A 12278-nucleotide genomic window follows, 5' to 3' on the forward strand; every position below is an offset into this window, starting at 1 on the left:
CCTGCTGACCGTCGAGCGGCCACGTCCCGGCATCCGCGCGACCCGTCGTGAGGCCGTCGACAACCGGCCTATCGACGGGTGGTTCCGGGGTGAGGTCGGACACACCCGGCCCCGGCGGGCGGTCAGGGCGGCTCGTGGGGCGGGCGACGGCCGGGGCACCGCTTACCCTGAAGGGGTGTCGCACACGCCCACCCGCGCCCCCGCTCCCGCCGGACCGGTCCGTCCGGCGCCGGCCAACGTCCTGGCCCGGCTGCTGCAGCGGGTGCCCGCGGCCCCGGCCTCGTGGGTCCGGCCCATCGTCGTCGTCAACCTCGTCGTCGAGGTGGGCATCGTGCTCACCGGCGGCGTCGTGCGCCTGACCGGCAGCGGTCTCGGCTGCACGACGTGGCCCGAGTGCATGCCCGGCTCGTTCACCCCGACCCGGGTCGACGCGACGAGCTACCACGACCTCGTCGAGTTCGGGAACCGCACGCTGACCGGCCTCGTCGGCATCGTCGCCCTGCTGACGATCTGGGCGGTCGTCACCCGCTGGCCCCACCGGACCCGCATGCACGTGCTCGCGCTCGGCACGCTCGGCGGCATCGTCGCGCAGGGCGTCCTCGGCGGCATCACCGTGCTGACCGGCCTCAACCCGTGGTTCGTCATGGGCCACTTCCTGCTCTCGATGGTGCTCGTCGCCGTCGCCACCGCGCTGCTGCGCGGCACGGCCGACGAGCAGGGCGGCCCCGGACCGCTCACCGTGCACCCGCTGGCCCGACGCCTCGCCCAGGCCACGGCTCTCGTGGGCGCGGTCGTGCTCGCACTCGGCACGGTCGTGACCGGCAGCGGACCGCACTCCGGCGACGCCGAGGTGCCCAACCGCACCGGCTTCGACCCCAAGACGATCTCGTGGCTGCACGCCGACGTCGTCATGCTCTTCTCCGGCCTCGTCATCGCGACCCTCGTGGCCGTGGTGCTCTCGTCGCAGCGGCACCGGGTGGAGGCCCGGGTCGGGGGCGCCGACGACGGTGCGGCGACGCCGACCCGCGCCTGGTTCGCCCTGCCCGGCCGCGACGACCGCGCCCGGCGCTCCTGGTACTGGGTGCTCGTCGTCACCCTGCTCCAAGGCGTCGTCGGCTACGCCCAGTACTTCACCGGGCTGCCGATCCTGCTCGTGCTCCTGCACATGCTCGGTGCCAGCCTGCTGACGGTCACCCTGACCCGCGGGGTGCTCGACACCCGCGAGCGGCCGGTCTGAGCCGCCGCCGCACCTCCTAGGCTGGGGCGGTGCCCTTCGACGCCGTGACCCTGCCGCCCGGCGAGCAGCCGACCCTCGTCGACGGCGAGCTGGTGCTCCGGCCGTGGCGGGCCGAGGACGCCGACGCGACCCGGCCCCTGCACGACGCCGTCATGGCGCGCTGGTTCGACTCCCCCGCCGTCGTGCCCGACCGCGACGACCACCTCGCCTGGGTCGAGCGCACGCACGCCGAGTGGCGGGAGGGCAGCAAGGCAACGTTCGTGCTCCAGTGGCGCGGCGAGGCCGTCGGCTCCGTCGACGTGCGGCACCGCTCACCGGGCGTCGGAGCCCTGTCGTGGGCCGTCTTCGCCCCGTATCGCGGGCGGGGCCTGTCGTCGACGGCCGTGCGGCGCCTCGTGCGGTGGTGCTTCACCGCGGTCGACGCCCCGGAACCCGGTCTGGGCCTGCGACGCGTCGAGGCCGAGGTGAACCCGCTCAACCGCTCGTCGATGAACACCGCGCTGCGCTCCGGACTGCGCCGCGAGGGCGTGCTGCGGGGCAACACCCTGCTCGGCGACGAGGTGCACGACACGGTGCTGCTCGGCCGCCTCGCCACCGACCCCGAGCCCGGCACGCGTGAGGGCTTCACCGCCATGCTCGACTCGCAGCTGCCGACGAAGCGCGTCATCGGCCAGGGCCTGGTCCGCAACGGCGCCGGCGAGCTGCTGCTCTGCGAGCTGGCCTACAAGCGCGAGTGGGACCTCCCCGGTGGCGTCGTCGACCCCGGCGAGTCACCGGCCACGTGCGTCGTGCGCGAGATCCGTGAGGAGCTCGCGCTCGACGTGTCCGTCACGCGCCTGCTCGCCGTGAACTGGCTCAAGCCCTGGCTCGGCTGGGGCGACGCCGTCCTCTTCGTCTTCGAGGTCGCGCCCGTCGGCGACGACCTCACGGACCGGGCCACGCTGCTCGAGCGCGAGGTGCGCGCCCTGCACTGGGTGAGCCCGACCGACGCGCCCGAGCACGTCGCGCCGTACAACGCCCGGATGCTCGCCTCCCTCGGTGCCGCGGAGGCGGCCGGCGACACCGGCACCCTCGTCCTCGAGGACGGCCTCCCCCGTCGAGAGGGCGCGTAGACCCCGTCGAGCGGTCACGGTTCGCCGTCCGGAGGCGGGCCACGGCTGGGAAAAGTGCGGCCCGGGGTCGATCCCGCGTCCGAAATCGGGCCACGGCTGGAAAAGGAGCAGGTCCACGGACGGTCCCGCGTCCGAGATCCCGCCGTGGCGGGAAAGAGTCCACGGCTAAGGGGGGTCGAGGTGGCTGCGCCGGATGCCGTGGGGCCGGGTCGGTCACGACGCGCACACCGCGCGTGGCCGCGTCACCGAACCACCCGGCATCCCCACGGACGCCAAAGCGGCCACGGCCGTCAAGGCACCCAAGGGCGACGACCGCCCGGGGCGGGGGGTCAGCGCAGGCCGGGCAGGGCCAGGTGCCAGATCGGGTCGAGGGCCACGCCGACGAAGAGGACCGTCAGGTACGTGATCGAGAAGTGGAACAGGCGCATCGGGCGCAGGACGTCCTCGCCGGCGCCGGCCTTGGCCCGCCCGAGCAGGCGGTGCGCCTCGGCGAGGAACAGCCCGCCCGACACGACGGCGGCGACGAGGTAGACCCAGCCCATCCGCTGCAGCGGCACGAGCGCGAGCGACGCCGCGACCATGGCCCACGAGTAGAGGACGATCTGCTTCGCGACGACGACGAAGCGCTCGACGACGGGCAGCATCGGCACGTGGGCCGTGGCGTAGTCGTCCTTGTAGCGCATCGACAGAGGCCAGTAGTGCGGCGGCGTCCAGAAGAAGATGACCATGAAGAGCGCGAAGGCCGACCAGCTGAGCGAGTCGGTCACCGCGGACCAGCCGATGAGCACCGGCATGCAGCCCGCCGCGCCACCCCAGACGATGTTCTGGGCCGTGCGCCGCTTGAGCAGCAGGGTGTAGCCGACCACGTAGAAGAGCAGGGCCCCGAGGGCGAGCCAGGCGCTCAGCCAGTTGACGAGCAGACCCAGCCACAGCGTCGACACGACGGTGAGCACGAGGCCGAAGGTGAGCGCGCCGCGCGGGCTGACCGTGCCGGTGACGAGGGGGCGCTTGCTCGTGCGGTGCATGACCGCGTCGATGTCGCGGTCGAGGTAGCAGTTGAGGGTGTTCGCGGCCCCGGCCGACATCGTGCCGCCGACGAGCGTGACGAGCACGAGCAGCAGGTCGGGCACTCCGCCCTGCGCGAGGAACATGACGGGGATCGTCGTGATGAGCAGCAGCTCGATGATCCGCGGCTTCGTCAGGGCGACGTACTGCCCGACGGTGAACCTGAGGCCACTGCCACCGGGACCGGTGAGTGCCGACAGGTCGGCACGTGGGTCCACCGTTGTCACTGAGATCCTCGCCGCTCGTCCGTCGCCTCCCCCTGCGGGTACGAGGCATGTACGTGTTCGAGTCTAGACCGTCGGGTCCGGTGGTCCGGGACGCGCCCCGAGCGATCCAGGTCACTCCCGGCCACCCGCGACCGTCGTTCGCGGGGCGCCCGTGGGCCACCTGCACGCCGCCTGTGCGCGAGCCGTCCGGATGCCGGTGGGCCACCGTCACGCCGGACCGTGCAGGGGGTACGGGGTGCCCTCGGACGCCCTGACCAGCGGGCACCCCGTGGGACTAGGCTCGCCCTAGCAGAAGTGGACCCGTACGTGAAGCCTTTCCGGACGAAGGAGAACCGTTCCGTGACCAGCACCGCCACCGCGGCGAAGAAGACCGCCCGCTCGAAGTCCTCGGCCTCGGCCAAGGGGGTGCTGGCCGGCCGCGATCCGCGGCTGCCGATGCCCGTCGTCAAGAAGGCCGGCTGGAACGACCTCGACATCCGGGCCGTGGACACCGCCCGACTGCTCGCCGCCGACGCGGTGCAGAAGGTCGGCAACGGCCACCCGGGCACGGCGATGAGCCTCGCGCCCCTCGCCTACCTGCTCTACCAGAACGTCATGACGCACGACCCGAGCGACCCGGCGTGGCTCGGTCGCGACCGCTTCGTGCTCTCGTGCGGTCACTCGAGCCTGACCCAGTACGTGCAGCTGTACCTCTCGGGCATCGGCCTGGGCCTCGACGACCTCAAGTCGCTGCGCACGTGGGGCTCGCAGACCCCCGGCCACCCCGAGGTCCACCACACCAAGGGTGTCGAGATCACGACCGGCCCGCTCGGCTCGGGCCTCGCCTCGGCCGTCGGCATGGCCATGGCCCAGCGCCGCCAGCGCGGCCTCTTCGACCCCGACGCGAAGCCGGGCACGAGCCCCTTCGACCACCACGTGTACGTCATCGCCTCCGACGGCGACATGCAGGAGGGCGTGACGCACGAGGCGTGCGCGCTCGCCGGACACCAGGAGCTCGGCAACCTCACCGTCGTCTACGACGCCAACCAGATCTCCATCGAGGACGACACCGACATCGCCTTCAGCGAGGACGTCGCGGCCCGGTTCGAGGCCTACGGCTGGCACGTGGTCGAGGTCGACTGGCGCGGCGACGCCGACGGTGACGAGTACGTCGAGGACGTCGACGCCCTCCTGGCCGCCATCCGCTCCGGCGACAAGGTGCGCGACAGGCCGACGCTCGTCGTGCTGCACACGATCATCGCCTGGCCCGCCCCGACGAAGCAGAACACCGGGAAGGCCCACGGCTCCGCCCTCGGCGACGAGGAGATCGGCGGCACCAAGGAGCTGCTCGGGTTCGACCCCAAGAAGAGCTTCGTCGTCGAGCCCGCGGTGCTCAAGCGCGCCCGCGAGGTCGTCAAGCGTGGCAAGGCCGCCCACAAGGAGTGGGACAAGGGCTTCAAGGCCTGGCGCAAGGCGAACCCGGACCGCGCCGCCCTGCTCGACCGGATCCTCGAGGGCCGGGCCCCCGAGGGCCTCTCGAAGGCGCTGCCCACGTTCCCGGCCGACGCCAAGGGCCTGGCCACCCGCGCGGCATCCGGCAAGATCCTCACCGCGCTCGCCGACGTCATGCCCGAGCTGTGGGGCGGGTCGGCCGACCTCGCCGAGTCGAACAACACGACGATGGAGGGTGAGCCCTCCTTCATCCCCAGCAGCAAGCAGACCAACGCCTGGAAGGGCGGGCCCTACGGCCGCACGCTGCACTTCGGCATCCGCGAGAACGGGATGGGCATGATCCTCAACGGGATCGCGCTCGAGGGCCTCACCCGCCCCTACGGCGGCACCTTCCTCGTCTTCTCCGACTACATGCGCCCGGCCGTGCGCCTCGCCTCGATCCAGCAGGCGCCGGTCACCTACGTGTGGACGCACGACTCGATCGGCCTCGGCGAGGACGGCCCGACGCACCAGCCGATCGAGCACCTCGCGGCGCTGCGCGCCATCCCGGGCCTCGACGTCGTGCGCCCGGCCGACGCCAACGAGACCGCGGTGGCGTGGGGGCAGATCCTCACCAACAGCCACGGCCCGGCCGCGATGTGCCTCACCCGCCAGAACGTGCCGACGTTCGACCGCTCCACCTACGGCAAGGCGGCCGGCGCGGCCAAGGGCGGCTACGTCCTCGTGCAGGAGTCGCGTGCCGGTGACCCCGACCTCATCCTCGTGGCGACCGGCTCCGAGGTGCACCTCGCCGTCGAGGCCGCGGAGAAGCTCGAGAAGGCGAAGATCTCGACCCGCGTCGTGTCGATGCCGTGCATCGAGTGGTTCGCCCGCCAGACCAAGGGCTACCGCGAGAAGGTGCTGCCCTCGGCCGTGCGTGCCCGGGTCAGCGTCGAGGCGGGCATCTCGATGGGCTGGCGCGACATCGTCGGCGACGCCGGTCGCAGCGTGAGCATCGAGCACTTCGGTGCCTCCGCCGACGCCGCCACCCTCTTCCGCGAGTTCGGCATCACGACGGATGCCGTCGTCAGGGCGGGCAAGGACTCCGTCAAGGCCGCGCGCGCCACCGCGGGCACGCCGGTCGCCGCCGACGTCCTCGAGACCGCGCCGCGCCGCGAGCAGGACGGCTCCGACACCGACGTGTCCGGCGGCGACGTCGCGCAGGGCGCGGCGTCGGGCGACGCCACGAAGGCCGACGCGCAGACCACCGGCCAGAGCGATGGCCAGACCGACGGCCGCACCGACGGCCAGACCGAAGGAAAGTGACCGCATGACGAACGAGAACACCCAGGCCCTGTCCGACGCAGGCGTCTCCATCTGGCTCGACGACCTGTCGCGCGAGCTGCTCGAGACCGGCGCCATCGCCGAGCTCGTCAAGGAGCGCAACGTCGTCGGGCTCACCTCGAACCCGTCGATCTTCCAGGCCGCGATGAGCAAGGGCGACCGCTACAACGCGGACCTCGAGCGGCTGACGAAGGAGGGCAAGGACGTCGACGAGGTCGTGTTCGAGCTGACGACCTCCGACGTGCGCGAGGCGTGCGACCTGTTCATGCCGACCTACGAGTCCAGCGGGGGCGTCGACGGCCGCGTGTCGATCGAGGTCGACCCGCGCCTGGCCCACGACACCGACGGCACGGTCGAGCAGGCGAAGAAGATGTACGACACCGTGGGCCGCGAGAACGTCCTCATCAAGATCCCCGCGACGAAGGCCGGCCTGCCCGCCATCGCCGCGACAATCGGTGCGGGCATCAGCGTCAACGTCACGCTGATCTTCTCGCTCGACCGCTACCGCGCCGTCATGAACGCCTACCTCGAGGGCCTCGAGACGGCGCACGCCGACGGCAAGGACCTCTCGAAGATCCACTCCGTCGCCTCGTTCTTCGTCTCCCGCGTCGACACCGAGATCGACAAGCGCCTCGACGCCATCGGCACCGACGAGGCCACCGCGCTCAAGAGCAAGGCGGGCCTGGCCAACGCGCGTCTCGCCTACCAGGCCTTCGAGGAGGTGTTCTCCACCTCGCGCTGGAGCACGCTCGAGGCCGCCGGTGCCAACAAGCAGCGCCCGCTGTGGGCCTCGACCGGCGTCAAGGACCCGGCCCTGCCCGACACGCTCTACGTCACCGAGCTCGTCGCGCCCCAGGTCGTCAACACGATGCCGGGCAAGACGCTGGATGCCGTCTCCGACCACGGCGACGTGCACGGCGACACCGTGACCGGCACGTACGAGGAGAGCTCGAAGGTGCTCGACGACCTCGACGCCGTCGGCGTCTCGTACTCCGAGGTCGTCGACCTGCTCGAGGACGAGGGCGTCGACAAGTTCGAGAAGGCGTGGGGCGAGCTGCTCGACGGCGTCCGCGCCGAGATGGACAAGGCCACCACCCCCGCCTGACGCACGGCTTCGGTGCGGCCCGCGCCCCACGCAGGCGCGGGCCGCACCGGCCGGGCCACCCGGCATCCGGGCCGTGACGACCCGGACGCCGGTGGCTCACCGCCCGGGCGGCTCAGCGCTCACCGACCACACCGTCGAGCCCCGCTCGACCCGACACCCGACCTCAGGGACGGACGACGACGTCCGCATCCACAGCACGCAAGTCTCAGGAGGACCTGAACGTGACCGGACGCGAAACCCACCTCGTCCGCCCCCGCCTTGGAGGCCGGCGATGAGCCCGGCCAAGGTGGCGGCCGGCAGCAACCCGCTGCGCGACGCCGCCGACCGGCGCCTGCCGCGCATCGCCGGCCCGTGCGGGCTCGTGATGTTCGGGGTGACGGGTGACCTGGCCCGCAAGAAGCTCATGCCCGCGATCTACGACCTCGCCAACCGGGGTCTGCTGCCGCCGGGCTTCTCGCTCGTCGGCTTCGCACGCCGCGACTGGGCGACCCAGGACTTCGGCCAGGTCGTGCACGACGCGGTCAAGCAGCACGCGCGCACTCCCTTCAGCGAGGACGTCTGGCGCAACCTGTCGGAGGGCTTCCGCTTCGTGCCCGGCACCTTCGACGACCCGGCCGCCTTCGACCTGCTCGCCAAGACGGTGGAGGAGCTCGACCGCGACCGCGGCACCGGCGGCAACCACGCCTTCTACCTCAGCATCCCGCCCGGCTTCTTCGCCGAGGTCTGCCAGCAGCTCGAGCGGTGCGGCCTGACCCACGCCGAGGGCGACCACTGGCGCCGGGTCATCATCGAGAAGCCGTTCGGCCACGACCTCGAGAGCGCCCAGCAGCTCAACGGGATCGTCGAGGGCGTCTTCCCGCCCGACTCGGTGTTCCGCATCGACCACTACCTCGGCAAGGAGACGGTGCAGAACCTGCTGGCGCTGCGCTTCGCGAACCAGCTGTTCGAGCCCGTGTGGAACGCCAACTACGTCGACCACGTGCAGATCACGATGGCCGAGGACATCGGCATCGCGGGCCGCGCCGGCTACTACGACGGGATCGGCGCCGCGCGCGACGTCATCCAGAACCACCTGCTGCAGCTGCTCGCGCTGACGGCGATGGAGGAGCCGGTCTCCTTCGACGCCAAGGACCTGCGCGCCGAGAAGGAGAAGGTGCTCTCGGCCGTGCGGCTGCCCGCCGACCTCGACAAGGGCTCGGCCCGCGGCCAGTACGTGCGCGGGTGGCAGGGCGCCGAGGAGGTGCCCGGCTACCTCGAGGAGGACGGCGTCGACCCCGAGTCGACGACCGAGTCCTTCGCCGCCGTCGAGCTCGAGATCGACACGCGCCGCTGGGCGGGCGTGCCGTTCTACCTGCGCACCGGCAAGCGCCTCGGCAAGCGCGTCACCGAGATCGCCGTCGTCTTCAAGAAGGCGCCGCACCTTCCCTTCGAGCACACCGCGACCGAGGAGCTGGGCAAGAACGCCATCGTCATCCGCGTGCAGCCCGACGAGGGCGTCACGCTGCGGTTCGGCTCCAAGGTCCCGGGCGCACAGATGGAGGTGCGCGACGTGACGATGGACTTCGGCTACGGCAGCTCGTTCACCGAGGCCTCCCCCGAGGCCTACGAGCGCCTCATCCTCGACGTGCTGCTCGGTGACCCGCCGCTCTTCCCCCGCCACGAGGAGGTCGAGCTCTCGTGGAAGATCCTCGACCCCCTCATCCGCTACTGGGAGAAGGGCGGCAAGCCCGACGAGTACGAGGCCGGCACGTGGGGACCGCCCTCTGCCGACGCCATGCTCGAGCGCAACGGACGAACGTGGAGGATGCCGTGATCCGTGACCTGACCGACACCACGACGACCCAGGTCAGCAAGACCCTGGTGCGGCTGCGCAACGAGGTCGGGGCCATGGCCCTCGGCCGCGTGCTCACGCTCGTCGTCGTCACCGACGACACGATGGCCGCCGAGGCCATCGAGGTCTCCAACCAGGCGAGCCGCCAGCACCCCTGCCGCATCATCGTCGTCATCCCCGGCGACCGCCGCGGCAAGAACCGCCTCGACGCCCAGATCCGCCTCGGCGGCGACGCGGGCGCGAGCGAGATCGTCGTGCTGCGCCTCTACGGCGCCCTGGCCAAGCACGCCCCCAGCGTCGTCGTCCCGCTGCTGCTGCCCGACTCCCCCATCGTGGCCTGGTGGCCAGGCGAGGCGCCCGACGACGTCGCCGGTGACCCCATCGGTGCGATGGCGCAGCGGCGCATCACCGACGCCGCCCAGCACCGCAACCCGCGACTCATGCTCAAGAAGCGCGCGGACAGCTACGCCGCGGGTGACAGCGACCTCGCGTGGACCCGGGTGACGCACTGGCGTGGCCTGCTCGCGGCTGCGCTCGACCAGCCGCCGTACGAGCAGATCACCGGTGCGGTCGTGGCGGGGGCGCCCGACTCGCCGTCGTCCGAGCTGCTCGCGGCCTGGCTGACCCACCGGCTCAAGGTGTCGGTGCGCAGGGTGTCGACCCCGAAGGGCTCGGGCATCAGCTCGGTGCGCCTCGAGCGCAAGAGCGGCACGATCGACCTCGTGCGCCCCGGCGACTCGGTGGCGACGCTGTCGCAGTCGGGCCAGCCCGACCGCCGCATCAGCCTGCCCCGTCGTGAGCTGCCCGAGTGCCTCGCCGACGAGCTGCGCCGCCTCGACCCGGACGACACGTACGAGGACGCGCTGCTGCGCGGGATCGAGAAGCTCGCCCCCGCGCGCCAGTCGCTCGCGGCGGCGGTGTCGTCGGGCACCGCCCCCGACCCCGAGGCCTCGCGCCGGCTCGCCGCGCGCATCGGGCGCGACAGCTCGGCCCAGGAGGCGTCGGCGATGATCACCGCGCCACCGGCCCCCGAGTCCGGCGACACCGACGAGGTCAAGAAGGCGACCGCCCGCAAGCTCGCCGGCAAGCGCACGCCGCGCGAGAAGGAGGCCCAGGCCGAGGCTCGCCAGGCGGCCGAGGACGCCAAGCACGAGAAGGAGACCGGCTCGTCCGGGTCCGACAGCTCGGGCGGCTCGGGCGGCTCGTCGAAGCCGGCCGCGACGGCGGCCAGGACCGCCGCCAGGACCGCGAGCAAGACGGCCAGCAGGACCGCCGGCAAGGCCGCGTCCTCGTCGTCGACCACCGCCAAGAAGGCGCCCGAGAAGAAGACACCGGCCAAGAAGACACCGGCCAAGCGGGCGCCGGCGAAGCGCGCCACGACGACGGGTGGCGGCGGCGCGGCGGCGGGCGCGACGGCATCCGGTCAGGGCTCCTGATGGCGACGTCCGCACCACGCGTCGTCGTCCACGCCGACAAGCAGACGCTGGCCGACGCCGCCGGTGCGCGCCTCGTCACGGCGCTCGTCGACGCGCAGACGCGCTCGCCCGAGGCCCAGGTGGCGCTCACCGGGGGCTCGATGGGGTCGGCCATCATCGCGTCGGTGCTGGCGACGCCCGGTCGCTCGGCGGTCGACTGGTCGCGCGTGCGGGTCTGGTGGGGCGACGAGCGCTACCTGCCCGCGGGTGACCCGGAGCGCAACGACACCCAGAACGACGAGGCCGGGCTGCGTGAGCTGGGGCTCGACCCGCAGAAGGTGCACCGCGTCGCCGGTCCCGACGGGTCCGACAGCGCGGAGGCGAGTGCCGAGGCCTACGCGGAGTCCGTCCGCCGGCACGGTCAGGGCGGCTGGGACGTCGTGCTCTTCGGGGTCGGCCCCGACGGGCACGTCGCCTCGCTGTTCCCCCACCACCCTGCGCAGCGCATCACCGACGAGATCGCCGTCGCGGTGCACGACTCGCCCAAGCCGCCGCCCGACCGGGTCAGCCTGACGTTCGAGTGCTTCGAGCGCAGCCGCGAGGTGTGGTTCCTCGTCTCCGGGGCCGACAAGGCGGATGCCGTCAAGGCCGCCCTCGCGTCGGACGCCGACCGCTGGGACGTCCCGGCCTCGGCGCCGAAGGGCACGGAGGCCACGCTGTGGCTGCTCGACCGCGCCGCGGCCGCCGAGCTCGACCCGGGCGACCCCACGGCCTGACCGCGACCACGACGCAGCGAGCCCCCGACCCGGACGGGTCGGGGGCTCGTGTGCTGAGCGGGCGCGTTACTTGATGAGGCCGCGGTCGCGGAGCGTGCTGAGCGCCTCGTCGAGGATGGCCGCACCGTCGGCGTCGCTGCGCCGCTCCTTCACGTAGGCCAGGTGCGTCTTGTAGGGCTCGACCTTCGGTGCCGCCGGGGGGTTCTTCTGGTCCTGACCGGCGGGCAGGCCGCAGCGGGGGCAGTCCCAGGTCTCGGGGAGCACCATGCCGGGCTCCTCGGCGAAGCTGGGGCGCGTCTCGTGCCCGTTGCTGCACCAGTAGGAGATGTGCACGCGCGGGGCGGTGTCGCCACGCTCGGCCTCCCCCATCGGGCCGGCACCGACCCGGCTGCCACGGATGGCGTTACCGCTGGCCATGTCGTCTCCTCAGCTCGCGAAACGGGCCAGCAGGCCCAGTCCGATGATGGCGGCCGCCCACACGACGGCGACGGCGACCGTGAACCGGTCGAGGTTGCGCTCGGCGACCGACGACCCGCCCAGGGAGGTCGACATGCCGCCGCCGAACATGTCGGAGAGGCCACCGCCCTTGCCCTTGTGCAGCAGGATGAACAGCGTCAGGACGCCGCTGGACAGCACCAGCAGGACCTGCAGCACGATGCGAACCACGTCCACGCGGGTCACTCCAAATCGTCGGTCGTCTCGTCGTCAGCCGGTCACCGGGTCACCCCGGTCGACGGGCTCGGGTCAGGATACCCG

Annotated in this window: 10 protein-coding genes; 7 read left to right on the forward strand and 3 right to left on the reverse strand. The window is 72.4% G+C overall.

The window, feature by feature from the left end:
- Positions 1 to 175: 175 nt before the first annotated feature.
- Together DFJ68_RS07820 and DFJ68_RS07825 are read left to right on the forward strand one after the other, a co-directional pair.
- Complete coding sequence (locus DFJ68_RS07820) at positions 176 to 1237, forward strand: COX15/CtaA family protein (protein WP_245963530.1); 1062 nt, start codon at positions 176 to 178, stop codon at positions 1235 to 1237.
- Between the two features lie 29 nt (positions 1238 to 1266).
- Positions 1267 to 2349: an NUDIX hydrolase gene (locus DFJ68_RS07825; RefSeq protein WP_245963531.1), complete on the forward strand. Its 1083-nt coding sequence runs from the start codon at positions 1267 to 1269 to the stop codon at positions 2347 to 2349.
- Positions 2350 to 2678: 329 nt separating this feature from the next.
- Here DFJ68_RS07825 and DFJ68_RS07830 read toward each other — a convergent pair whose 3' ends face one another.
- The gene (locus DFJ68_RS07830; RefSeq protein ID WP_121032261.1) at positions 2679 to 3641 is read right to left on the reverse strand and encodes a heme o synthase; all 963 of its coding nucleotides are present in this window, start codon (positions 3639 to 3641) and stop codon (positions 2679 to 2681) included.
- Between the two features lie 435 nt (positions 3642 to 4076).
- Here DFJ68_RS07830 and tkt point away from each other — a divergent pair, with 435 nt between their 5' ends.
- From tkt to pgl, 5 genes are all read left to right on the forward strand, one after another.
- On the forward strand, positions 4077 to 6377 hold the full coding sequence (gene tkt / locus DFJ68_RS07835) for a transketolase (protein ID WP_245963775.1): 2301 nt from the start codon (positions 4077 to 4079) through the stop codon (positions 6375 to 6377).
- Positions 6378 to 6381: 4 nt separating this feature from the next.
- Positions 6382 to 7500, forward strand: coding sequence for a transaldolase (gene tal, locus DFJ68_RS07840; RefSeq protein WP_121032263.1), 1119 nt, complete (start codon positions 6382 to 6384; stop codon positions 7498 to 7500).
- Positions 7501 to 7771: 271 nt separating this feature from the next.
- Entirely contained in the window at positions 7772 to 9313 is a 1542-nt protein-coding gene (zwf, locus tag DFJ68_RS07845) for a glucose-6-phosphate dehydrogenase (protein ID WP_121032264.1), read from the forward strand.
- Positions 9310 to 10767, forward strand: a complete 1458-nt coding sequence (gene opcA, locus DFJ68_RS07850; protein ID WP_121035200.1) for a glucose-6-phosphate dehydrogenase assembly protein OpcA — start codon at positions 9310 to 9312, stop codon at positions 10765 to 10767. Before zwf ends, opcA begins: the two co-directional genes overlap by 4 nt.
- Complete coding sequence (pgl, locus tag DFJ68_RS07855) at positions 10767 to 11522, forward strand: 6-phosphogluconolactonase (RefSeq protein ID WP_121032265.1); 756 nt, start codon at positions 10767 to 10769, stop codon at positions 11520 to 11522. Before opcA ends, pgl begins: the two co-directional genes overlap by 1 nt.
- 66 nt (positions 11523 to 11588) lie before the next feature.
- Here the strand turns inward: pgl and DFJ68_RS07860 are convergent, their stop codons facing one another.
- The gene (locus DFJ68_RS07860) at positions 11589 to 11939 is read right to left on the reverse strand and encodes an RNA polymerase-binding protein RbpA (protein ID WP_121032266.1); all 351 of its coding nucleotides are present in this window, start codon (positions 11937 to 11939) and stop codon (positions 11589 to 11591) included.
- Between the two features lie 9 nt (positions 11940 to 11948).
- Positions 11949 to 12194, reverse strand: a complete 246-nt coding sequence (gene secG, locus DFJ68_RS07865; RefSeq protein WP_121032267.1) for a preprotein translocase subunit SecG — start codon at positions 12192 to 12194, stop codon at positions 11949 to 11951.
- Between the last annotated feature and the right edge of the window lie 84 nt (positions 12195 to 12278).

The sequence above is a fragment of the Terracoccus luteus genome, assembly GCF_003635045.1.
GTDB lineage: Bacteria > Actinomycetota > Actinomycetes > Actinomycetales > Dermatophilaceae > Terracoccus > Terracoccus luteus.

Coding starts and splice junctions, on each gene's coding strand:
- tkt (WP_245963775.1), top strand. CDS start 4,077: ATGCCCGTCGTCAAGAAGGCCGGCTGGAACGACCTCGACATCCGGGCC.
- tal (WP_121032263.1), top strand. CDS start 6,382: ATGACGAACGAGAACACCCAGGCCCTGTCCGACGCAGGCGTCTCCATC.
- zwf (WP_121032264.1), top strand. CDS start 7,772: ATGAGCCCGGCCAAGGTGGCGGCCGGCAGCAACCCGCTGCGCGACGCC.
- pgl (WP_121032265.1), top strand. CDS start 10,767: ATGGCGACGTCCGCACCACGCGTCGTCGTCCACGCCGACAAGCAGACG.
- DFJ68_RS07860 (WP_121032266.1), bottom strand. CDS start 11,939: ATGGCCAGCGGTAACGCCATCCGTGGCAGCCGGGTCGGTGCCGGCCCG.